Annotated in this window: 20 protein-coding genes and 1 pseudogene; 11 read left to right on the forward strand and 10 right to left on the reverse strand. The window is 70.1% G+C overall.

The features are described from left to right. Positions 1 to 42 precede the first annotated feature (42 nt). Both ACLZOT_RS36755 and ACLZOT_RS36760 read right to left on the reverse strand, forming a co-directional pair. A pseudogene (locus tag ACLZOT_RS36755) lies at positions 43 to 562 on the reverse strand (two-component sensor histidine kinase); the annotation flags it as partial. Positions 563 to 659: 97 nt separating this feature from the next. Continuing rightward, entirely contained in the window at positions 660 to 1,298 is a 639-nt protein-coding gene (locus ACLZOT_RS36760; RefSeq protein ID WP_416973494.1) for a hypothetical protein, read from the reverse strand. Positions 1,299 to 1,626: 328 nt separating this feature from the next. On the opposite strand from ACLZOT_RS36760, the gene hemL reads away from it, so the two are divergent. From hemL to ACLZOT_RS36775, 3 genes are all read left to right on the forward strand, one after another. Next, positions 1,627 to 2,946, forward strand: a complete 1,320-nt coding sequence (gene hemL / locus ACLZOT_RS36765) for a glutamate-1-semialdehyde 2,1-aminomutase (protein ID WP_416973495.1) — start codon at positions 1,627 to 1,629, stop codon at positions 2,944 to 2,946. Then, on the forward strand, positions 2,943 to 3,626 hold the full coding sequence (locus ACLZOT_RS36770) for a histidine phosphatase family protein (RefSeq protein ID WP_416973496.1): 684 nt from the start codon (positions 2,943 to 2,945) through the stop codon (positions 3,624 to 3,626). Before hemL ends, ACLZOT_RS36770 begins: the two co-directional genes overlap by 4 nt. A gap of 153 nt (positions 3,627 to 3,779) precedes the next feature. Then, a complete protein-coding gene (locus ACLZOT_RS36775) occupies positions 3,780 to 5,117 on the forward strand; it encodes a hypothetical protein (RefSeq protein ID WP_416973497.1) in 1,338 nt (445 codons plus the stop codon). A gap of 124 nt (positions 5,118 to 5,241) precedes the next feature. Here the strand turns inward: ACLZOT_RS36775 and ACLZOT_RS36780 are convergent, their stop codons facing one another. The 5 genes from ACLZOT_RS36780 to ACLZOT_RS36800 form a co-directional block, all read right to left on the reverse strand. After that, entirely contained in the window at positions 5,242 to 6,441 is a 1,200-nt protein-coding gene (locus ACLZOT_RS36780; protein ID WP_416973547.1) for an ArgE/DapE family deacylase, read from the reverse strand. Positions 6,442 to 6,843: 402 nt separating this feature from the next. After that, positions 6,844 to 8,256, reverse strand: a complete 1,413-nt coding sequence (locus ACLZOT_RS36785) for an ATP-binding protein (RefSeq protein ID WP_416973498.1) — start codon at positions 8,254 to 8,256, stop codon at positions 6,844 to 6,846. Beyond that, positions 8,257 to 8,991, reverse strand: coding sequence for a response regulator transcription factor (locus ACLZOT_RS36790; protein ID WP_416973499.1), 735 nt, complete (start codon positions 8,989 to 8,991; stop codon positions 8,257 to 8,259). It lies immediately after the preceding gene. A gap of 214 nt (positions 8,992 to 9,205) precedes the next feature. After that, positions 9,206 to 9,805, reverse strand: coding sequence for an FMN reductase (locus ACLZOT_RS36795; RefSeq protein ID WP_416973500.1), 600 nt, complete (start codon positions 9,803 to 9,805; stop codon positions 9,206 to 9,208). Further along, the gene (locus ACLZOT_RS36800) at positions 9,802 to 10,917 is read right to left on the reverse strand and encodes an LLM class flavin-dependent oxidoreductase (RefSeq protein WP_416973501.1); all 1,116 of its coding nucleotides are present in this window, start codon (positions 10,915 to 10,917) and stop codon (positions 9,802 to 9,804) included. The genes ACLZOT_RS36795 and ACLZOT_RS36800 overlap by 4 nt, the downstream gene beginning before the upstream one ends. A gap of 89 nt (positions 10,918 to 11,006) precedes the next feature. Between ACLZOT_RS36800 and ACLZOT_RS36805 the strand changes: the two genes are divergently transcribed. Beyond that, complete coding sequence (locus ACLZOT_RS36805; protein WP_416973502.1) at positions 11,007 to 12,005, forward strand: DUF6597 domain-containing transcriptional factor; 999 nt, start codon at positions 11,007 to 11,009, stop codon at positions 12,003 to 12,005. 18 nt (positions 12,006 to 12,023) lie between these two features. Here the strand turns inward: ACLZOT_RS36805 and ACLZOT_RS36810 are convergent, their stop codons facing one another. After that, the gene (locus tag ACLZOT_RS36810) at positions 12,024 to 12,908 is read right to left on the reverse strand and encodes an alcohol dehydrogenase catalytic domain-containing protein (protein ID WP_416973503.1); all 885 of its coding nucleotides are present in this window, start codon (positions 12,906 to 12,908) and stop codon (positions 12,024 to 12,026) included. A gap of 128 nt (positions 12,909 to 13,036) precedes the next feature. Between ACLZOT_RS36810 and ACLZOT_RS36815 the strand changes: the two genes are divergently transcribed. After that, the gene (locus ACLZOT_RS36815) at positions 13,037 to 13,462 is read left to right on the forward strand and encodes a winged helix-turn-helix transcriptional regulator (RefSeq protein WP_416973504.1); all 426 of its coding nucleotides are present in this window, start codon (positions 13,037 to 13,039) and stop codon (positions 13,460 to 13,462) included. Between the two features lie 37 nt (positions 13,463 to 13,499). On the opposite strand, the gene ACLZOT_RS36820 is transcribed toward ACLZOT_RS36815, so the two are convergent. Next, positions 13,500 to 14,000, reverse strand: a complete 501-nt coding sequence (locus ACLZOT_RS36820; RefSeq protein ID WP_416973505.1) for a hypothetical protein — start codon at positions 13,998 to 14,000, stop codon at positions 13,500 to 13,502. A 141-nt stretch (positions 14,001 to 14,141) separates the two neighbouring features. Here ACLZOT_RS36820 and ACLZOT_RS36825 point away from each other — a divergent pair, with 141 nt between their 5' ends. The 3 genes from ACLZOT_RS36825 to ACLZOT_RS36835 all read left to right on the forward strand — a co-directional run bounded on the left by ACLZOT_RS36825 (position 14,142) and on the right by ACLZOT_RS36835 (position 16,101). Further along, positions 14,142 to 14,906 carry an SDR family NAD(P)-dependent oxidoreductase gene (locus ACLZOT_RS36825; protein WP_416973506.1) on the forward strand — a complete coding sequence of 255 codons (765 nt, stop codon included), beginning with the start codon at positions 14,142 to 14,144 and terminating at the stop codon, positions 14,904 to 14,906. After that, positions 14,906 to 15,085, forward strand: a complete 180-nt coding sequence (locus tag ACLZOT_RS36830) for a hypothetical protein (RefSeq protein WP_416973507.1) — start codon at positions 14,906 to 14,908, stop codon at positions 15,083 to 15,085. The genes ACLZOT_RS36825 and ACLZOT_RS36830 overlap by 1 nt, the downstream gene beginning before the upstream one ends. Before the next feature lie 215 nt (positions 15,086 to 15,300). After that, a complete protein-coding gene (locus ACLZOT_RS36835; protein WP_416973508.1) occupies positions 15,301 to 16,101 on the forward strand; it encodes an LAGLIDADG family homing endonuclease in 801 nt (266 codons plus the stop codon). 37 nt (positions 16,102 to 16,138) lie between these two features. Here ACLZOT_RS36835 and ACLZOT_RS36840 read toward each other — a convergent pair whose 3' ends face one another. Next, positions 16,139 to 17,332 (reverse strand): RtcB family protein, encoded by a 1,194-nt coding sequence (locus ACLZOT_RS36840; protein WP_416973509.1) that lies wholly within the window; start codon positions 17,330 to 17,332, stop codon positions 16,139 to 16,141. A 242-nt stretch (positions 17,333 to 17,574) separates the two neighbouring features. Here ACLZOT_RS36840 and ACLZOT_RS36845 point away from each other — a divergent pair, with 242 nt between their 5' ends. The 3 genes from ACLZOT_RS36845 to ACLZOT_RS36855 all read left to right on the forward strand — a co-directional run bounded on the left by ACLZOT_RS36845 (position 17,575) and on the right by ACLZOT_RS36855 (position 20,811). Then, positions 17,575 to 18,384 carry a DUF3558 domain-containing protein gene (locus ACLZOT_RS36845; RefSeq protein ID WP_416973510.1) on the forward strand — a complete coding sequence of 270 codons (810 nt, stop codon included), beginning with the start codon at positions 17,575 to 17,577 and terminating at the stop codon, positions 18,382 to 18,384. A gap of 112 nt (positions 18,385 to 18,496) precedes the next feature. Continuing rightward, a complete protein-coding gene (locus ACLZOT_RS36850) occupies positions 18,497 to 19,381 on the forward strand; it encodes a DUF3558 domain-containing protein (RefSeq protein WP_416973511.1) in 885 nt (294 codons plus the stop codon). A gap of 77 nt (positions 19,382 to 19,458) precedes the next feature. Next, positions 19,459 to 20,811 (forward strand): DUF2637 domain-containing protein, encoded by a 1,353-nt coding sequence (locus ACLZOT_RS36855; RefSeq protein ID WP_416973512.1) that lies wholly within the window; start codon positions 19,459 to 19,461, stop codon positions 20,809 to 20,811. Positions 20,812 to 20,829: the final 18 nt, after the last annotated feature.

Below are 20,829 nucleotides of genomic sequence, written 5' to 3' on the forward strand. Positions count from 1 at the left end.
CGAGACCGCAGCGGTGTCAGTCCGCGCTCAGGGGGATCCGCAGCCGGGGGCGTGCTCCCGGACGTTGGTCAACGCCTCCTGGACCGTACGGCAGAGGGCCCGTTGGGCCGGTGTGCCCACGGCGGGCGGCAGCTCACCCGACAGCTCCACGTGAGTGCCGCTCGATTCCACCAGTTCACGCAGGTCGGCCAGGGTGGGCTGAGGCGTCGGCTCGGTCGCGTGGCCTCCGGAGGCACGCAACAGCGTGACCATGGTGCGCAGTTCGTCGAACGTGGCCACACTCGGCGAACGGATCGTGCGGGCGACCTCCTCGATCTCGACGAGCCGCCGCGCCAAGTCCCGGTGCGTCCGGAGGAGTTGTGCGATGACGACCGGTGCGGCGGCGGTCAGGGTGAGCAGGAACACAGCGAGCGGAAACCGACGCCGGAAGGCCAACGCGACACACCCGAGCGCGGCCAGCGCGATACCCGAGGCGCGTGCCGTCCCACAGATTCAGCCGTACGTCCACGGCCGCCGCCACCAGGACGAGGTCGACGACCCGCGCGGGCACCCGCTCCCACAGCGCGCGGGGGCGTTTCCTCGCGCGGCCCGCATCCGGCTCGGTGTCACTGACGGCGTACGTCTACCACGTCGTCGCCATCCGGCTCCTCGCCTCCGCCTCAGGGCCACACCAGGCAGTACGGCTGATGCCCCGCCTCATGAAGGCGGTGGCTGAAATCCTGCCACTCATGCAGCAGTTGGTACACATTGAACGCATCCCGAGGCCCCCCACGATCAGGAACCGTCGACCAGATGAAGGCCGCCGCCCCGACCGCCTCCTCGCCTATGTCCCGGAGGGGATCGACGACGGTCATCGGCAGCTTGACGACCGCGTAGTCGGGGTGGAGGACGACGAGTTCGAGCGGCGGGACCTTGTGGAGGGGGACGCCCTCGATGCCCGTGAGGACCATCGCCGCCATCGTCTCCGGCTTGATCTTCGTGAACATGCCGTTCATGCCCAACTCGTCGCCGCCGAGTTCCTCGGGCCGCATGGAGATGGGGACGCGGGCGGCCGTAGCGCCGTCGGGGGCACCGAAGTACTTGTACGTCACGCCCACCCGACCACCGTTCCCGCTCCCCGCCGTGAGGCGGTCGGTCCGGGGGCCGATCAGCCGACCGATCTCACCGGACTCGCTCTGTGCCTGAAATGTCTGCTGTGCTTCGTCTGTTTCCTCCGCGTCGCGCCGGTGCCTTCCCCGCCGGGCACGACGAGGACCCAGGTCATCGGTCCCCTCGCCCAGTCCGCCACCGCGATGCATATCTCCACCCGACTGCTTTTCTAGGACGCGCGGTACCGCCCGCGCAACCCGATCATCGTGTCAGTGACCTCCCCCACGGCCGCCCGCCGAAACGTGCGGTGAAACATCGTGTCCGCGGGAGCGTCCCGGTCCCCGTTCAGTACGGCCCGTGTGAGCTGTATGTATCAGATCCCAGTTTCTCAGATCCCGAACACTGCGCGGAGATACGGCGACGGCACCCCCTCCCCGCCAGCACAACCCCCGACGCCCGCCCCGAGTTCCCGAACCCCCTGGCCTACCCTGAGGAGGTCCCACCCCGCCCACCCCCGAGCCGGAGACCCCCCAGGCCATGACCGAACAGCCCTACCCCTACGACGCCCCCGCCTCCCAGGCCCTGTTCGACCGCGCCTCCGCCGTCACCCCGGGCGGCGTGAACTCCCCGGTCCGCGCCTTCAAGGCCGTCGGCGGCACCCCCCGCTTCATGGTCTCCGGCACCGGCCCCTACCTGACGGACGCGGACGGCCGCACGTACGTGGACCTGGTCTGCTCCTGGGGCCCGATGATCCTGGGCCACTCGCACCCGGAGGTCATCGCGGCCGTACAGGACGCCGTGGGCAGGGGCACCTCCTTCGGCACCCCCGGCGAGGGAGAGGTCGCCCTCGCGGAGGAGATGGTGGCCCGCATCGCCCCTCTGGAGCAGGTCCGCCTGGTCTCCAGCGGCACCGAGGCGACGATGTCCGCGATCCGCCTGGCCCGCGGCTTCACCCGCCGCGCGAAGGTCGTGAAGTTCGCGGGCTGCTACCACGGCCACGTGGACGCGCTGCTCGCGGCGGCGGGCTCGGGCGTCGCGACGTTCGCGCTCCCGGACACCCCCGGCGTCACCGGCGCCCAGGCGGGCGACACGATCGTCCTGCCGTACAACGACCTCGACGCCGTACGCGAGGCGTTCCGCCTGCACGCGGGCGAGATCGCGTGCGTGATCACGGAGGCGTCGCCGGGCAACATGGGCGTCGTACCTCCGCTGCCGGGCTTCAACCAGGGCCTGAAGGACCTGTGTTCGGCGAACGGCGCGCTGTACATCTCGGACGAGGTGATGACGGGCTTCCGGACGAGCCGGGCGGGCTGGTTCGGGGTCGACGGCGTCGTACCGGACCTCATGACCTTCGGGAAGGTGATGGGCGGCGGCTTCCCGGCGGCGGCGTTCGGCGGCCGCGCGGACGTCATGGCGCACCTGGCCCCCGCGGGCCCGGTCTACCAGGCGGGCACCCTCTCCGGGAACCCGGTCGCGACGGCCGCGGGCCTCGCGCAGCTGCGGCTGCTCGACGATGCCGCGTACGTCAGGCTCGGCGCCGTGTCGGAGCAGATCCAGGCGCTGGTCTCGCAGGCCCTGACCAAGGAGGGCGTCGCGCACACCGTGCAGAGCGCCTCCAACATGTTCTCGGTGTTCTTCACCGACCGCCCGGTGCGCGACTACGACGACGCGAAGGCGCAGGAGTCGTACCGCTTCACCGCGTTCTTCCACTCCCTCCTGGCGAACGGCGTCTACCTGCCGCCGTCGTCGTTCGAGTCGTGGTTCGTGTCCACGGCGCATGACGAGCGCGCCGTACAGATGATCGCCGACGCCCTCCCGGCGGCGGCCAGAGCAGCCGCGGAGGCCACGGCAGCATGAGCACAGCCAAGGAACTCACCGTCGTACACCTGATGCGACACGGCGAGGTGCACAACCCGGACGGCATCCTGTACGGACGGCTGCCCGGGTACCACCTCTCCGAGCTGGGCCGGCAGATGGCCGACCGGGTCGCGGAGCACCTCGCGTCCCGGGACGTCAGGTACGTCGTCGCCTCCCCGCTGGAGCGGGCGCAGGAGACCGCGACCCCGATCGCGAAGGCGCACGGCCTGGACCTCGCGAGCGACTCGCGACTGATCGAGGCGGGCAACTTCTTCCAGGGCAAGACGTTCGGCGTCGGCGACGGCGCCCTGCGGAAACCGGCCAACTGGCCGCATCTCGTGAATCCGTTCAAGCCGTCCTGGGGCGAGCCATACATCGACCAGGTCGTCCGGATGAAGGGCGCCCTGGACGCCGCCCGCGACCAGGCGCGCGGCCACGAGGCGGTGCTGGTCAGCCACCAGCTGCCGATCTGGATCGTGCGTTCGTACGTCGAGCGCCGCCGCCTGTGGCACGACCCGCGCAAGCGGCAGTGCACGCTGGCCTCGCTGACGACCTTCACGTACGAGGGGGACCGCATCGTCTCCGTCGGGTACTCGGAGCCCGCGATCGACCTGGTGCCGGCGCATCTGCGTGCGGGTGCGAAGCCGGTGAAGGGCAAGGACAAGGCGTTCGGCGCGTAAGGATCTCGCCGTAACGCCTGTCGCGTCCTGTGGCGGCGGCTGAAAAAGGTTGCTCCTGTTACCAAACCCGGAACTAGTCGGGGAACCTCGTCGTTCGATACGTCCTCTGAATGAGTGACCCACCAGAGATAAACGTGACGAACGGGAAGCTCCATGCGCACTCTCACCCGACGGGGAGCACTCGGACTCGGTGCGGGCGCCGCCGCAGCCGCGGGACTGACCGGCTGCGGCACCTCCTCCGGCTCCGACTCCGGGGACGGCGGTCCCTCCGCGAGCGGCTCCCCCAAGGGCAGCGCCAGCCCCAGCGCGCAGGCGCGGCCCATCGGGGACGGCTCGACGTCGTTCACGGGCAAGCAGCCGCACCAGCCGGCCAAACCCGTGCCGCTGGAGGCCGGCCAGGAGCCGCCGCAGTTCGTGATCTTCTCCTGGGACGGCGCGGGCGAGGTCGGCAACGGCCTCTTCCCCCGCTTCCTGGACCTCGCCAAGGAACACGGCGCGTCCATGACGTTCTTCCTCTCCGGCCTCTACCTGCTGCCGGAGTCGAAGAAGCGGCTGTACGAGCCGCCGAACAACCGGCGCGGCGCCTCCGACATCGGCTACCTCACCGACGACCACGTCAAGGCGACCCTCACGAACGTCCGCCGGGCCTGGCTCGAAGGGCACGAGATAGGCACCCACTTCAACGGCCACTTCTGCGGTGAGGCGCACGGCTCGGTGAAGTGGTGGACGGCCAAGCAGTGGCGTACGGAGATCGAGCAGGCGAAAGCTTTCGTCAAGGAGTGGCGGACGAACACGGGGTGGACCGATCTGCCCTCGCTCCCCTTCGACTACGAGAAGGAGCTCGTCGGCGCCCGCACCCCCTGCCTCCTCGGCCAGGACAACCTGCTGCCCACCGCCCGTGAGCTGGGCTGGCGCTACGACGCGTCCTCGCCGGGCGGGCGCCAGGTCTGGCCGAAGAAGCGCAAGGGGATCTGGGACCTGCCGCTCCAGGCGATACCTTTCCCCGGCCGTAAGTTCGAGGTCCTCTCGATGGACTACAACATGATGGCCAACCAGTCCCTCAACTCCACGAAGGCCCCGGCCCACAACTACCCGGGCTGGCGCAAGCAGTCCGCCGGCGCCTACATCGAGGGCTTCCAGCGCGCGTACACCACCAACCGCGCCCCCTTCTTCATCGGCAACCACTTCGAGCAGTGGAACGGCGGTATCTACATGGACTCCGTCGAGGCCGCCTTCAAGCACATCGCCGCGGAGAAGGAGAAGGGCGCGGACGTCCGGATGGTCTCCTTCCGCCAGTTCGTCGACTGGATGGACGTCCAGAAGCCCGAGGTCCTGGAGAAACTCCGCACCCTGGACGTCGGCCAGGCCCCGGCGGGCGGCTGGAAGACGTTCATGACGGAGAGCAAGGGGACGACGGCGGGGACGACCACGGGGGGTACGGGTGGTACGGGTACGACCACGCAGACCCTGGGGTCGACGGCTGCGGGGTAGACGAGGGCGGGTAGCTCGGAGGTACTAGACGGGTAGTACGAGGGACAGGGCGCGGTACGAGGGACGGAACACCGTCCCTCAGACCGTCGGGGTGCCGTCCCTGAGACCGTCGGGGTGCCGTCCCTCAGACCGTCCCCAGCTCCCGCACCACGGCCAGCGCCAGCGCCCTTGCCACCCCCACCGTCTCCGCCACCGACACGGCCTCCCGCGCACTGTGCGCGACGCCGATGTCCCCGGGGCCGAACTGGAGCGTGGGGATCCCGGCACCGGCGTAGAGCCGGAGATCGCTGCCGTACGTCGCGCCCCGCTCGCGGGGTACGGCACCGCCGTTCGCGTCGGCGTGGGCGCTCTGTACGAGGTCCAGGAGCCGGTGCCCGGCGGGGAGCCGCCCGCTGGCGAACTGCCCTCCGGGCCAGGTCACTTCGACAGGGTGGTCCTTCAACCACGCGTCCCGGGCGCAGACTTCGGCGACCCGTGCCTCGAACACCGCGCGCGCCGCCGCCGGGTCCTCCCCGAGCCGCACCCCCAACCGCCCCTCGGCGACAAGGAGATCGGGCACGCTGCTGGACCAGTCCCCGGCGCGCACGGTGCCGACGGAGAGGGAGTAAGGAATCGGGTACTCGGCGAGCAGCGGATCGGCGTCGCGATTGCGCTCGGCCTCCAGCTCCCCGAGCGCCCGGTGCACCGGCAGAAACGCGTCGAACGCGCTCACCCCCTGCTCCCGCGAACTGGCGTGCGCGGCCAGCCCGTTGACGGCAAGCCGAAAGGTCAGCGCCCCGGCGTTGGCGGTGACGACGGTCCCCCCGGTCGGCTCGGAGATGACGCAGGCACCCCCGGTATGCCCCCGCTTCAACGTCCCGAACGCCCCGATCCCCCCGTCCTCCTCCCCCACAACGAAGTGCACCCCGAGCCGCCCCCGCAGCCGCGTCCCGGAATCCCGCAACGCCCCCAACACAGCGAGCTGCGCGGCGATCCCGGCCTTCATGTCACAGGCCCCGCGCCCGTACACGAGATCCCCCCGGACCCGGGGCACGAAGGGATCCCCGTCCCAGGCGGCAGGATCCCCCGCAGGTACGACATCGACATGCCCCTGAAGCACAAGCCCAGCCTCCCCATCACCCCCGTAATACCCCACCAGCCCCCACGCCTCGTCCCGCTCCACCTCAAGCCCCGGAAACCCCGGATCGGCATACAACTCCCCCAGATCCATGGCCCACAGATCAACCTCACCCGCCCCCAGCCGCTCCAGCTTCCGCGCCAGCACCTGCTGAATCTCCGCCTCAGCCGCACTCCCCGTCACACTCGGCACAGCAACGAGTTCCATCAGCGTCCGAACCAACGCCGCCTCATCGACCGCCGCCAACACAGCGGCCTCCGCCTCGGTATACAAGCGAGAACCCCTCCCAAATACCAGGAAGCCCCAACAGCCACCCCAACCTCAACGTACCCATCCCCACCTCCCCCACCGCCCCGCACCCACCCCACCTCCTTCCCCCAGCTGCGGGCAGTCGCGCCGCACCCCCACCGCCCCGCACCCACGCCACCTCCTTGCCCCAGCTGCGGGCAGTCGTGCCTCCCCCAGTGCCCGAAGGGCCTGGGAGGTACCCCCATGGGGCGGCACGGGTGGGCGCAGCGGCACCCCGCAAGCGCGGGCAAGCGACACCCCCCTACCCCAGCCCCCACCGAACCCGCACCAGCCCACCAACCACCGCCACCACCCACCCCCTCACCCACCCCCGACCGTAAACCCGATCACCGACCCCCCACCCGCCCGCCGATGCGCATACGGCGTCCCCCCATGCGACAACGCCACCTCCCGCACGATCGACAGCCCCAGCCCCGACCCCGGCAGGGACCGCGCATCGGCGGCCCGGTAGAACCGGTCGAAGACCCGCATGAGGTCGCCCTCCGCGATCCCGGGCCCCCGGTCGAGCACCTCGACCCGGACGGTCCCGGGCCGCGCGGGCCCGGTGACGCTGATCTCGATCGGCCCCTTCCCCTCCCGGTCGAACTTGGTCGCGTTCTCGACCAGATTGGACAGCGCCCGCTGCAACAACCCCGGCCGCCCGTCGGTGGTCGTGTCCCCACTGACCCGGACGACGATCTCGCGCCCACTGCGCCGCCGTACGACCCCGGCGACCTCCTCGGCGAGGTCGGCGAGATCGACGCGCTGGGGCGGCTCGGTGTCGGACTGCCCGGCCGCGAGGTCGACGAGCTCGTTGACGAGGTCGGTCAGCTCACGGGCCTCCTGCCCGAGATCGGCGACCAGCTCCTCCCGTGTGGACAGGGGCAGTTCGTCTATGCGGCGCAACAGGGAGATGTTCGTACGCAGCGAGGTCAGCGGCGTACGCAACTCGTGCCCGGCGTCCTGGACCAGCCGCCGCTGGTCCTCCTCGGACTGCGCGAGCCGCCCGAGCATGCGGTCGAAGGCACGGCCGAGCCGCCCGACCTCGTCGTACCCGGTGACGGGAACCTGGATGCCGAGGCGACGAGTTCGGGCGACGTCCTCGGCGGCCATGGTGAGGACGACGAGACGCCGGGTGATCCGGCGGGCCAGCCACCAGCCGAACAGCCCGGCGGCGGTGACGACAACTCCCATGAGGAGGAAGGTGCGTTGCTGGAGGTTGCGCAGCAAGTCCTCGGTGCCGCTGAACTCTTGGGCGACCTGTACGGCGCCCCAGCCCCGCCCGAGGGAGACGGTGGCGACCCGGTAGACGTCGTCGCCGACGTCGACGTCCTTGTGCTCGGCGAGAGTTCCGGACACCGTGGCCCGCGCGATCACGCGATCCGCGTCGGTGACGGGCAGCTTCGGCTGGCCGGGGTCGACGACCTCCCCGGTGGCCCCGAGGACCTGCACGTTCGTCCGCGCGGGCCGCACGAGGTCATGCCCCGGCGCCGACGACGAGAAGTCCTCCGGCGTCATCCGCTGCTGCCGGACCTCGTCCCGCAGGTCCTGGACGACCTCGCTGAACACGGACTGCTGGTCGACCCGCACGAGGCGCGCGGCGGCGTTGTACGACAGGATGCCGACGAGCATCGTGACGACCGCGGTGACCGCCGCGAACGACACCGCGAACGTCGTACCGAGCGCGGCGAGCCCCTGGCGCCGCTGGGCCAGCAGCCGGCGCAGGCGGCCCACTCAGTCCTCCCTGAGGACGTACCCCACACCTCGGACGGTGTGAATCAGCTGCGGGGCGCCGGGCTCGTCGAGTTTCCGCCGCAGATATCCCACATAGACGGCGAGATTCTTCGAACCGGGCCCGAAGTCGTATCCCCAGATACGGTCGTAAATGGTGGAGTGGTCGAGGACGATCCCCGAATTGCGGACCAGCAGTTCGAGAAGCTCGAATTCGGTCCGGGTCAATTCGAGTTCCCGGCCGCCCCGCCACGCGCGCCGCGCCTGGGGGTCCATCCGCAGGCCGGCGGCCTCGATGTACCGGTCGGACACGAGCGGCTCCTTCGGCGCGGGGGCGCTGGTGGCCGGGGCGGCGGCGGGCCCGGTGGCCGTACCGCTGCGCCGCATCAGCGCGCGCAGCCGCGCGAAGACCTCCTCGACGTCGAACGGCTTGACGACGTAGTCGTCGGCCCCGGCGTCGAGACCGGCGATCCGGTCAGCGGTCTCCACGAGCGCGGTGAGCATGAGGATCGGCGTCCGGTCGCCCTCGGCCCGCAGCACCCGGCACACCTGGAGCCCGTCGATGCCGGGCATCATCACGTCGAGCACGAGGACGTCCGGCGGCGACTTGTGGGCGTGCGCCAGTGCTTCCACACCGTCCGCCACCGCCGTGACCTGATACCCCTCCAGCGTCAGTGCCCGCTCCAGGGCATGGCGGATGGCTCGGTCGTCTTCGGCAAGCAGCACGGTCTGAGGCACCCGTCCAGTCTGCCAAGCCGAACCCCCCTCCCACCGTGACCACCGCCATGACGATCACCCTTTTTACCTGCCTCTCACCGTCCCGGAGACAACCGGAGAGGTAACTCTCAAGGGTGGCGCCGAGGCCGACTCGGAGCCTTCTCGGGGCCGTTGGGCGGATTCACGCCGGAAAACCGTGCTCTTCGGCCACCGGCCCCGGAAATCGGCGCCGCGGTCACTCCCCGCCGAGCGCGGCCAGCCGTTCCGCGAAGGGTACGTCGATGGCGAACTCGTCCCTCGGCTGCGGGGGTCGTACTCCGGAGGTACCCCGCAGGAGGGAGCCCAGCTCGCCGGCCGCCCGCTCGATCCGCTCCGGCAGGCCCTCCGCGCCCCAGTCCTCGGACGCGGCGTAGACCCCGGTGGGGACGACGACGGCGCGCAGGTAGGAGAAGAGGGGACGCAGCGCGTGGTCGAGGACGAGGGAGTGGCGGGCCGTACCGCCGGTCGCGGCGATCAGGACCGGCTTACCGGCCAGCGAGTCCTTGTCGAGGAGGTCGAAGAAGGACTTGAACAGCCCGCTGTAGGACCCGGAGAAAACAGGGCTGACGGCGATCAGCGCGTCGGCCGATACGACGGAGTCGAAAGCGGCCCGCAGTCCGGTCGCCGGGAATCCGTTCACGAACGCGTGCGCGATCTCCACGGCGTGTTCCCGCAGCTCGACGAATTCCACCTCGACGCCGGGCACCGCGCGCCCGACGGCCACGGAGAGGCGTTCTCCGAGCAGCCGTGTGGACGAGGGGACACTCAGCCCCGCGGAAACGACGACGACCTTCATGCCCCGACCTCCTCGGCATTCTTCGCGGAATTCTTCTCGGCGTTCTTCGCGGCCAGCAGAGAACCGTGGGTGGGCGCCTCGGGGACATTCGCCCCGCGCCCCACGGCGAATTCCTTCCGCAGCACCGGTACGACCTCCTCGCCCAGCATGTCGAGCTGTTCGAGCACCGTCTTCAGCGGCAGCCCGGCGTGGTCGACGAGGAACAGCTGGCGCTGGTAGTCCCCGGCGTACTCCCGGAACTTCAGCGTCTTCTCGATGACCTGCTCCGGCGTCCCCACGGTCAGCGGGGTCTGCGCGGAGAAGTCCTCCAGCGAGGGCCCGTGCCCGTAGACCGGGGCGACATCGAAATACGGCCGGAATTCCCGCACCGCGTCCTGCGAATTGCGCCGCATGAACACATGCCCGCCGAGCCCGACGATCGCCTGCTCAGCCGTCCCGTGCCCGTAATGCGCGAACCTCTGCCGGTACAGCTCGATCATCCGCTTCGTGTGATCGGCCGGCCAGAAGATGTTGTTGTGGAAGAACCCGTCCCCGTAATAGGCGGCCTGCTCCGCGATCTCCGGCGACCGGATCGACCCGTGCCAGACGAAGGGCGGTACGTCGTCCAGCGGGCGCGGCGTCGAGGTGAACCCCTGGAGCGCCGTACGGAACTTGCCCTCCCAGTTCACGACGTCCTCGCGCCACAGGCGGCGCAGCAGGGCGTAGTTCTCGATCGCGAGGTTGATGCCCTCGCGGATGTCCTGCCCGAACCACGGATAGACCGGCCCGGTGTTCCCGCGGCCCATCATCAGGTCGACGCGGCCGTCGGCGAGGTGCTGGAGCATCGCGAAGTCCTCGGCGATCTTCACCGGGTCGTTCGTGGTGATCAGCGTCGTGGAGGTGGAGAGGATCAGCTTCTGCGTCCGCGCGGCGACGTACCCGAGCATGGTGGTCGGCGAGGACGGCACGAACGGCGGGTTGTGGTGCTCCCCGGTCGCGAAGACGTCGAGCCCGACCTCCTCGGCCTTGAGAGCGATGGCGACCATCGCCTTGATCCGCTCCCGCTCGGTCGGCGTCCGCCCGGTCGTCGGGTCGGGCGTGACGTCCCCGACGGTGAAGATCCCGAACTGCATGCCCGCTCACCCTCCAAGTAGTTGACGGTTGAACTATACCGCCGGAACGCATCCCTCTCCAGCGCTATTCCCCGGCATACGATCCCCGTATGGCGGCCCCCCAGGACACCCGAGGCATCGTCGACCCGGCGGCCCTGCTGACCCACGTCCGCTTCCGCCGCCGGCTCCCCGCGCCGCCACTGCGCCCGTACATCGAGCGCTACTGGCTGATCGACTGGGACCTGCCTACCTCATACACCTCAAGAGTGATCCCCCACCCGGCGATCAATGTCACCTTCCAGTGGGACGAGGACAGGGACGAGGCCGGGGGCACCCCGTACGCGGAGCTGACCGGCATCCCCCGGGGGTTGTACACCAGGACCCTCACCGGGAGAGGGAGGGTGTGCGGGGTGAAGTTCCGCCCGGGGGCGATCAGGGCACTCGCACCGGGGGTACCGGCGACGTGGTGGACGGGGCGGGTGGTGGAGCTGACGGAGGCGGGACGCGGAGCGGCGCCGGAGGCTCCGGCGGACGAAACGAGGTCGAAGGCAGCACGCAGAGCTGCGCCGGAGGCAGCGGACGAAGTGATCGTGCAGGGCGCGGCGCCGGAGCCGTCCCGAAAAGCTTCCCCCGCGCCCCTCACCGACCCCCGCACTAGCCTCCCCCCTGCCCTCCCCGACCTCACCGCCCTCCTCCCCGCCCTGGACCTCACCACCCCCGCGGACGACGAGGCCCGGACCGCCGTCCTCGACGCCCACTTCCTCGCCCTCCCCCTCACCCCCGACCCCCAGATCCCCCTGGCCACCCGCCTCGTCGAGCGGATCCGTGAGTCCCGGGACCTCCGCAGGGTCTCGGACGTCGCGGCGGACGCCGGTCTCTCCGCGCGCTCCCTCCAGCGCCTCTTCGCCACCCACGTCGGCGTCACCCCGAAGTGGACGATCCTCCGCTACCGCCTCCACGAGGCCCTCGACCGGGCGGCGAACGCCCCCGCCCCCGACTGGCCCGCCCTCGCGGCCGACCTCGGCTACGCCGACCAGTCCCACCTGATCCGCGCGTTCACCAGGACCCTGGGGGTACCCCCGGAGGCGTACGTCCAGGCCCTCACCTGAAGTCGTACGCCCCTCCCCCTACGGGACCAGCACCAGCCGCCCCCCGACCCCGCCCTCACCGAACCGCGCGTGCGCGGCCCCCGCCTCCTCCAGGCCGTACGTCCCCGCGACCCGGGTCGTCAGCACCCCCTCCTCCATCAGCTTCACCAGCCCGGCCAACTGCGCCCCGTCCGCGACAACCTGCACGGCACCGGTCCGCACACCCCGCACGGAAGCGGGCTCCCCCTGAGGTATCACCCCCATGTAGGCACCCCCGTCCCGCACCCACCCGAGCGCCGTCCCGCCCAGCACGGCCGCGTCGAACACGGCGTCGTACTCCCCCACCACGGAGCCGGTGAACTCCACGTCCCCGAGCCCCCGGACGTACTCGGCGTCCCGCTCCCGGGCCAGCCCCGTCACCGACACCCCCCGATGCGCGGCGAGTTGAGCGGCGAACGCCCCCACACCCCCCGCGGCCCCGGTCACCAGGAGCGACTGCCCGGCCCTCAACTCCAGCGCGTCCAGGCCCTGGAGGGCGGTCAGCGCGTTCAACGGCAGGGTGGACGCGTGCACATCGTCGACCCCGGCCGGCGCGACCGCGACCGCGTCGACGGGGACGACCACGAACTCCGCCTGCGCGCCCAGCGGTTCGGCGATCCCATGGTCGAGCGCCACGACCCGGTCACCCGGCGCCCACGCGCTCGCGACACCCGCCGCGTCCACCACCCCGGCGACGTCCCAGCCGAGCCCGACCTGCTTCCCCGCGCCCCCGAACACGCCACTGCGCACACCGGCGTCGACAGGGTTCAGCGCGGCCGCGGTCACCCGGATCCGCACCTCCCGCGCACCCGGCTCGGGCACCTCCGTCTCGACGACCTCCACGACCTCGGGCCCACCGAACTCCCGGACCACAACAGCACGCATGACAGCAACTCCCTGATTCCTGGGGCCGGTCGGGGACGACCCCCGTACCGCTGCCACGACCCTAGGAAGAGCTACTATCCAGCGGGAAGTAGTTACCTACGAGTGCGTATCTCCCCGGAAGGTGAGACATGGCGACCATGACGGCGGCCCAGCGCCGCGCCCAGGCCCGCGTCGAGTACGACGCCTTCATCCAGGGCTGCGCCACCAACCAGCTCCTCGCCCGGCTCAGCGACAAATGGGTCAGCCTCGTCGTCTGCGCCCTCGCCCCCGGCTCCCTGCGCTACAGCGACCTCGCCCGCAAACTGGCCGGCGTCAGCCCCAAGATGCTCACCCAGACCCTGCGCGCCCTGGAACGCGACGGCATCCTCACCCGCGAGATCACCCCGGCGGTCCCGGTCCGGGTCGACTACGAGCTGACCCCCCTGGGCCAGAGCCTCGCCCACCTCCTCACGGCCGTGAAGGACTGGGCGGAGACCCACATGGACGAGGTCCACGTAGCCCGCGAGAGCTACGACGCGACCCTGGCCCCCCAGAAGGAGCCCGTCCCTCGGTAGAACCCCGTCGGCCCCGCCCCTCAACGGTCCTCGTCCCTCAGAAGTAGTAGACGTCCCCCGTCTCCAGCACCAGCACCCGCTGCCGGTCGTTCCCCCGGTTCCGGTCCACCGTCCCCCCGCTCCACGCCGTCTCCACCTCCAGGACGACCTCCTCGGGCCGCCCCCGCAGCCGTACGCCCACCTCGATCCGCTCCCCCGCCGCGTCCGCCGCCAGAGGCCCCGTCCGGCACACCACCTCCGCGGCCCCCACCCGCACACACCCGCCCGGCAGCCGCTGCACCCCCGCCGCGAGCGGCACGGACCACCGCAGCCGTACGGCGGAGTCCGCCACCCCGGAGGGCCCGTGATTGCGCGGGGCGACCCGCACCTCCATCCGTCCCCCGTCCATGACGGCGGCCCCGTGGTACGAGAGGTCGGCCTCGGGAGCCACCCCCCACTCCCCCACTACCCCTCCCCCCTGAGGACCAGCCACCGCGACCCCACCCCCGAGCACCAGACCCGCCACCCCAGCCACCACTGCCGTCAGAACCCTGCGCATGCCATCACTCCTCGGTCCACCGAAGGTCGTACGGGTCGTACGGGATGTATCCCACGAGCCCCACAGGACAGGCACCGCCCAACAGGTGAAGCACCCCGCCTACCCTGGAAGAGCCACGCCCGCCCACCCCAGGAGCCGTCCATGCCCTCCCCCGCGTCCCGCATCGCCGTAGTCACCGGCGCGAGCAGCGGCATCGGCGCCGCGACCGCCCGCAAGCTGGCCGAGGCCGGCTACCGCGTGGTGCTCACCGCCCGCCGCGAGGACCGTATCGAGGCGCTGGCGAAGGAGATCACCGACGCGGGCGGCTCCGCGACGGCGTACGCCCTGGACGTCACCGACCGCGCGGCGGTGGACGAGTTCGCGACCGCCTTCGACACGATCGGCGTCCTCGTCAACAACGCGGGCGGCGCCCTCGGCAGCGACCCGGTGGCGACCGGCGACCCCGCCGACTGGCGCACGATGTACGAGACCAACGTCATCGGCACCCTCAACCTCACCCAGGCCCTCCTGCCCAAGCTGGAGGCGAGCGGCGACGGCACGGTGGTCGTCGTCTCCTCGACGGCCGGCCACGGCACGTACGAGGGCGGCGCCGGCTACGTCGCCGCGAAACACGGCGCCCACGTCCTCGCCGAAACCCTCCGCCTGGAGATCGTCGGCAAACCGGTCCGCGTCATCGAGATCGCCCCCGGCATGGTCAAGACCGACGAATTCGCCCTGACCCGCTTCAACGGCGACAAGGAAAAAGCGGCAAAGGTCTACGAGGGCGTAGCCGCCCCCCTCACCGCGGACGACGTCGCCGACACCATCACCTGGACCATCACCCGCCCCAGCCACGTCAACGTCGACCTCCTGATCCTCCGCCCCCGAGCCCAGGCATCCAACACAAAGATCCACAGGGACCTGTGATGCCGGACACCGCCCCGGACGACCCGGCCGAAGTCTCCCCCGAACGCGCCGCCGAACTCCGCCGCATCGCCCGGGAGACCAAGAACGAACGCCAGGTCTGGATCTACCTGGCGTACTTCTTCTTCGTCATCCACATCATCGCCTTCGTGATGATCTACGCGGTCCGCCACGCGAAGTAGCCCCTTGGGCATTTCCCCGAAGAAACGACCCACCACTAACTCGAACAGATGAACTACATCGATCACCCGATCGATCCAAGAACAAACCTCCTAGGCTCGCCACCACGACACCAGATCGACGGCACTCCGCCGGATGACACCCCGACAGAGTGCCTGACCAGCACGGGAGTTGACGCTTCCCCATGACTGAGCGCGAGCCTACGACCCACCGGTTCATGGACCTCACGGTCCCCGAGTACGCGTACATGTTCGGCTTCTTGCAGGCGGACGGACACCTCGCCCAAGGGGTAGGCCGGAAAGGACGCCTGCACGTCGAGATCAGCGCCAAGGACATCGAACTGCTCCGCAGCTTCCAGAAGTTGACGCCTTACAACAGCAGCATCAGGGAACGCACCCGCTCCACAAACTTCGCCGAGGTCCACACCTCGGCAACCTGGAGCCTCTGTTCCCTGGAGGCCAGAACCACGCTGAACGAACTCGGTCTGCCCTACGGCCGAAAGTCCAAGACGATAGCCCCGCCGAACGCTCCCTACGAGCCCCGTGACTACCTACGCGGCCTCATCGACGCGGACGGCTCGGTCGGCTTCACCAGCCAGGGTTTCCCCTTCGTCGCCCTCACCACAGCGAGCACCGCCATCGCATCCCACCTGTGCGACTACGCACGCGACGTGACAGGAGCCGAACGCACCCTCAAACGCAACGCACGCGACGACATCTACAACATCCTCTACACAAAAGAAAGCGCCCAGAAGCTGGCAGCCGACCTCTACTACCCAGGCTGCCTCGCGCTGGAGCGCAAACGCGCCTCCGCCGAACCTCTCTCGGCCTGGGAACGTCCCGCAGGCATGAGGGCCGCCTACACAACACGCCGCTGGACGGAACACGAGGACCTCGTCCTGCTGGAACTCAATAGCCCAACGACCGCCGCGGAAGTGCTGGGCAGGACCACTCAAAGCTGCAATCTCCGCCTGTGGCGCCTACGCACAGGCAGAGCAGCCGGTCCGATCGAACGCTGAACAGGGTCCCCGGCACCGGCCGGGGACCCCGCACACGTCATCCCTTGACGCACACCACCTGCTTCAGCTTCGCCACGACCTCCACCAGATCCCGCTGCTGGTCGATGACCTGGTCGATCGGCTTGTAAGCTCCCGGGATCTCATCGACGACGCCGGAGTCCTTGCGGCACTCCACGCCCCGCGTCTGCTCCTCCAGGTCGGCGACGGAGAACCGCCGCTTGGCGGCGTTGCGGCTCATCCGCCGACCGGCGCCGTGGGAGGCGGAGTTGAAGGCGAGGGGGTTGCCGAGGCCCTTCACGATGTAGGACCCCGTACCCATGGACCCCGGGATAATCCCGTAGTCCCCGGAGCCCGCACGGATCGCGCCCTTGCGGGTCACCAGCAGGTCCATCCCGTCGTACCGCTCCTCCGCCACGTAGTTGTGGTGGCAGGAGATCTCCGGCTCGAAGGTCGGCTTCGCCTTCTTGAACTCCTTGCGGACGACGTCCTTCAGCAGCGCCATCATCAGGGTGCGGTTGTACTTGGCGTACTCCTGCGCCCAGAAGAGGTCGTTGCGGTAGGCGGCCATCTGCGGGGTCTCGGCGATGAAGACGGCGAGGTCCCGGTCGACGAGCCCCTGGTTGTGCGGCAGCTTCTGCGCGATCCCGATGTGGTGCTCGGCAAGTTCCTTGCCGATGTTGCGGGACCCGGAGTGCAACATCAACCAAACCGAATCGGACATATCCACGCAAACTTCGACAAAATGATTCCCGGCTCCTAGCGTCCCCATCTGCTTGACGGCCCGCTCCTCCCGGAACTTCACCGCATCCGCCACCCCCTCGAACCGCCCCCAGAACCCGTCCCACCCAGCAGTGGCAAGCCCATGGAACTGCCCCGGATCGACGGGATCGTCATGCATTCCCCGCCCCACCGGAATCGCCTGCTCGACCTTCGACCGCAGCCGGGACAGATCCCCCGGCAGATCGTTCGCGGTCAGCGAGGTCTTGACGGCCGACATCCCGCACCCGATGTCCACCCCGACGGCGGCGGGGCACACGGCCCCCTGCATCGCGATGACGGACCCGACGGTCGCGCCCTTGCCGTAGTGGACGTCGGGCATGACGGCGAGTCCCTTGATCCACGGCAGTGTCGCGACGTTGCGCAGCTGCTGGAGCGCGACGTCCTCGACGCCGGCGGGGTCGGTCCACATCCGGATGGGCACCTGCGCGCCCGGCATCTCCACGTACGACATGACTTCCCTCATTCCCCCATGAACATAAAAGATCGCGAACGCGACGAAGAACGGCAAACGACCGGATACGCAAAACCGGCGTCAGGGCCGACGAAACGGATGCCGGACCGGCGTCCGCGGTGTCGCGTGCGATACACATTGTCGTCAGGTGTCACCCCAGCCCGGCAACTGGAATTCCCGGCGGGGGACACTGGTACCCCCCACCGGAAACCCTCGCAGGGATCACCCTTAAGGAGCCCCCCGTGCAGCGCAAGGCGTACGTCCCCGGCGCGGCAGTCCTCCTCGCGGCGCTGCTGGCCGGCTGCACAGGCGGTTCGGACGACGGCGGTTCGACGGACGACGCGAACCCGGGCGACAGCGGTACGACGAGCGCGGCGGCGCAGCCGGGCCGGTACGCGACGCTCCCGGAGGCGTGCGGCGCGGTCGCCCGGAACACGCTGGACGCGCTCCTGCCGGGCATCAAGCAGCTGATGGACCCGGCGCAGCAGCAGAAGGCGTACGCGGGTACCCCCTCCCTGACGTACGACACGGACCGTCGGGTCGGCTGCCGCTGGAAGGTGGAGTCGACGGCGGCGACGGACCACCTGTCGGTGGACTTCGAGCGCGTGGTCTCGTACGCCAGCGCGGTGAGCGACGACGCGCAGGCGCAGACCTTGTTCGCGCGCAAGCAGGACGCGGCGGATCTCCCGGCTCCGGCGTCCCCGAGCCCGACGGTGGCGTCCCCCTCAAGTACCCCCAGTACCCCCAGCGGTACCCCCAGCGCCGGCGCCTCCCCCAGTACGAGCGCCTCTCCCTCCCCCACCCCTACCGCAGAGGTACAGCCCCGTGTCCTGGACGACCTCGGCGACGAGGCGTTCATCGACGACGCCCTCACGAACTCCGGCTCGACGGCGAAGCAGCGCACGGTGACTGTGGCGTTCCGCACGTCCAACGTGATCGTGACGGTCCAGTACGAGGAGCAGCCGGCGACCCTCGGCGCGGTCCCGGACAGTGAGGAAATGCAGGACAAGGCCCGGAAACTCGCGGCTCAACTGGCCGACAGGCTGGGCTGACGGACCGTCCCGTCACCCGCCGTCCATCCACCCGCGAAGAGATCGAATCGAGACCGCACAGCTTCTTCACCGCGTACGGTGGCTCCTCGGACCCGCAGGAACCACCAGCGTCATGAGTGAAGGAACCATGCAGCGACGAGCCCAGCGAGACGACCAGCACGACCGGCGGACGAAGCGTGCCCGGAGCCTGAACCGGGCGCTCGCGGCAGGGGCACTCCCGGTGCTGCTGTTCGCGGCGGGCTGCTCCTCGGACTCGGACGGCGGTGGCGGCAGCGCCGCGAACGCGGGTGACTCGCAGCAGTCGTCCTCCGGGGGTACGGGGACCACGCCGGGTGACAGCGCCTCTCCGTCCCCCACGCTGAAGGCGGCGGTGTACGCCACGCTGCCGGACGCCTGCAAGGTCGTGTCGGAGGGCACCCTCGACGACACGGTCCCGAAGGCGAAGGCGGGCAAGAAGTCGGCGTCGGGCGAGGCGGGGGTGCGTTCGGGCTGCACCTGGGACAGCCTGAGCGACAACGGCGTGAAGGGCTCGCAGTACCGCTGGCTCAGCGTCTCGTTGCTGCGTTTCGACTCCAACTCCGTTGCGGGGGACGCCGACAAGCAGGCGCAGGACTACTTCGCCCGGCAGTTGAACGACGCGAAGTCGGTGCAGGGCGCGACGAACGTCAAGTCGAGCGCGGCGGCCGGGATAGGCGACGCCGCGACGGCGGTCAGCTACGACCAGAAGAAGAAGGAAGGCGCCTTCAAGCAGCAGACGGTGGTGACGCGCGCCGAGAACATCGTCATCACGGTCGATTACAACGGTGCCGGTCTCGCGGGCGACAAGGCTCCGGACCCGGCCGACTTGATGAAGCTCGCGCAGCAGACCGCGAAGGAAGTCGTCGCTGCTGTGAAGAAGGCCAACGGCGGTGCGGCGCAACCGAGTTCACCTGCGGCGAGCCCGTCGGCGAAGCCCTCGGCGGCCCCGTCCGTGTCCGCGTCCTCGGCGAAGAGCTGACGGTCCGGCGCCACGTACGCCGCACACATGTGCCACCCTGTTGCGCGCAACGACAGGAAAGCGAAGGGGAGTAACGGGTGGCCGCGCCGATCCAATTGACCCGGACGCACCGCGTGCTCATCGGCGTGGTCGTGACCGGCGCCGTGATCATCGCCGGTATCGGCTTCGCCGGTTCCTACGCGGCGGTGCGCGAGCTGGCGATCAAGAAGGGCTTCGGGAACTTCAGTTACGTGTTCCCGATCGGCATTGACGCGGGTATCTGCGTCCTGCTGGCCCTGGACCTTCTCCTGACGTGGATCCGCATCCCCTTCCCGCTGCTGCGGCAGACGGCGTGGCTGCTGACGATGGCGACGATCGCCTTCAACGGCGCGGCGGCCTGGCCCGATCCGCTCGGTGTCGGTATGCACGCGGTGATCCCGGTGCTGTTCGTGGTCGCCGTGGAGGCGGCCCGGCACGCGATCGGCCGGATGGCGGACATCACGGCGGACAAGCACATGGAGGGCGTCCGCCTGACGCGCTGGCTGCTCTCCCCGGTGCCGACGTTCCTCCTGTGGCGCCGTATGAAGCTCTGGGAGCTGCGGTCCTACGACCAGGCGATCAAGCTCGAACAGGACCGTCTCGTCTACCAGGCCCGTCTGCACTCCCGCTTCGGCCGCGCCTGGCGCCGCAAGGCCCCGGTGGAGTCCCTGATGCCGCTGCGCCTGGCCCGGTACGGCGTCCCTCTCGCGGAGACGGCTCCGGCGGGCCTGTCGGCGGCGGGCATCGAACCGCGCCTGCTGCCGCCGACGCAGGCGGTGGAACTCCCCGTGGTGGCGGCCCCGTTGGCTCCGGCACCCGAGGAGCAGCGTCCCCAACTCCCCGCGCAGGCCGGGCCGCAGCCCCAACAGGCCGTACAGCAGCAGACGTTGCGGAAGCAGGACCCGGAGCCGCAGCAGGGCGAGCAGCAACTCCCGGCCGGGCAGCCCCAGTCGGAGCAGGAGGGCCCCGAGGAGAGCCCCTGGTTCCAGAAGGCCCCCGCCGAGGTCCAGTACCAGGGCGGCTACGACCCCAACTACAACCCCGAGGCGGCGTACGCCGATTGGTACGCCCAGCAGGTCCAGGCGGAGCAGTACGAGGCCCAGTACCAGCAGGAGCCCCCGGCCGAGGAACCCTCGCCGGAGGAGACGGGTACCTTCCCGATCCCGGCAGGTCCCGGCCGCACTCGCGAACTCGGCGAGGGCGGCGGCACAGAGCCCGTGGCGCCCGACGAGGAGGCGTACTACACCGTCTTCAAGCAGTCGATAGACGGCAGTTACCCCACCCCGCGCGAGTTCGGCGACAACGTCGAGGCCACGCACGGCATCACGCTCTCGGACGCCGAGGCGAAGCGTATGGTCCTGCGTTTCCAGAACCGCCACACGGCGGAGGTCATGGACGACCACATCGCGTAGAGGCATCAAGAAGGGGCC

It is taken from the genome of Streptomyces sp. 4F14 (assembly GCF_048159485.1).
In the GTDB taxonomy this organism is placed as follows: domain Bacteria; phylum Actinomycetota; class Actinomycetes; order Streptomycetales; family Streptomycetaceae; genus Streptomyces.

What these genes read in the sequence shown, in the direction of transcription:
- ACLZOT_RS36760 (WP_416973494.1), bottom strand. Translation starts at nt 1,298, where the DNA reads ATGCATCGCGGTGGCGGACTGGGCGAGGGGACCGATGACCTGGGTCCT.
- ACLZOT_RS36770 (WP_416973496.1), top strand. Translation starts at nt 2,943, where the DNA reads ATGAGCACAGCCAAGGAACTCACCGTCGTACACCTGATGCGACACGGC.
- ACLZOT_RS36805 (WP_416973502.1), top strand. Translation starts at nt 11,007, where the DNA reads ATGGCGGCCCCCCAGGACACCCGAGGCATCGTCGACCCGGCGGCCCTG.
- ACLZOT_RS36825 (WP_416973506.1), top strand. Translation starts at nt 14,142, where the DNA reads ATGCCCTCCCCCGCGTCCCGCATCGCCGTAGTCACCGGCGCGAGCAGC.
- ACLZOT_RS36840 (WP_416973509.1), bottom strand. Translation starts at nt 17,332, where the DNA reads ATGTCGTACGTGGAGATGCCGGGCGCGCAGGTGCCCATCCGGATGTGG.
- ACLZOT_RS36835 (WP_416973508.1), top strand. Translation starts at nt 15,301, where the DNA reads ATGGACCTCACGGTCCCCGAGTACGCGTACATGTTCGGCTTCTTGCAG.
- hemL (WP_416973495.1), top strand. Translation starts at nt 1,627, where the DNA reads ATGACCGAACAGCCCTACCCCTACGACGCCCCCGCCTCCCAGGCCCTG.
- ACLZOT_RS36795 (WP_416973500.1), bottom strand. Translation starts at nt 9,805, where the DNA reads ATGAAGGTCGTCGTCGTTTCCGCGGGGCTGAGTGTCCCCTCGTCCACA.
- ACLZOT_RS36775 (WP_416973497.1), top strand. Translation starts at nt 3,780, where the DNA reads ATGCGCACTCTCACCCGACGGGGAGCACTCGGACTCGGTGCGGGCGCC.
- ACLZOT_RS36850 (WP_416973511.1), top strand. Translation starts at nt 18,497, where the DNA reads ATGAGTGAAGGAACCATGCAGCGACGAGCCCAGCGAGACGACCAGCAC.
- ACLZOT_RS36810 (WP_416973503.1), bottom strand. Translation starts at nt 12,908, where the DNA reads ATGCGTGCTGTTGTGGTCCGGGAGTTCGGTGGGCCCGAGGTCGTGGAG.
- ACLZOT_RS36800 (WP_416973501.1), bottom strand. Translation starts at nt 10,917, where the DNA reads ATGCAGTTCGGGATCTTCACCGTCGGGGACGTCACGCCCGACCCGACG.
- ACLZOT_RS36820 (WP_416973505.1), bottom strand. Translation starts at nt 14,000, where the DNA reads ATGCGCAGGGTTCTGACGGCAGTGGTGGCTGGGGTGGCGGGTCTGGTG.
- ACLZOT_RS36830 (WP_416973507.1), top strand. Translation starts at nt 14,906, where the DNA reads ATGCCGGACACCGCCCCGGACGACCCGGCCGAAGTCTCCCCCGAACGC.
- ACLZOT_RS36780 (WP_416973547.1), bottom strand. Translation starts at nt 6,441, where the DNA reads ATGGAACTCGTTGCTGTGCCGAGTGTGACGGGGAGTGCGGCTGAGGCG.
- ACLZOT_RS36815 (WP_416973504.1), top strand. Translation starts at nt 13,037, where the DNA reads ATGGCGACCATGACGGCGGCCCAGCGCCGCGCCCAGGCCCGCGTCGAG.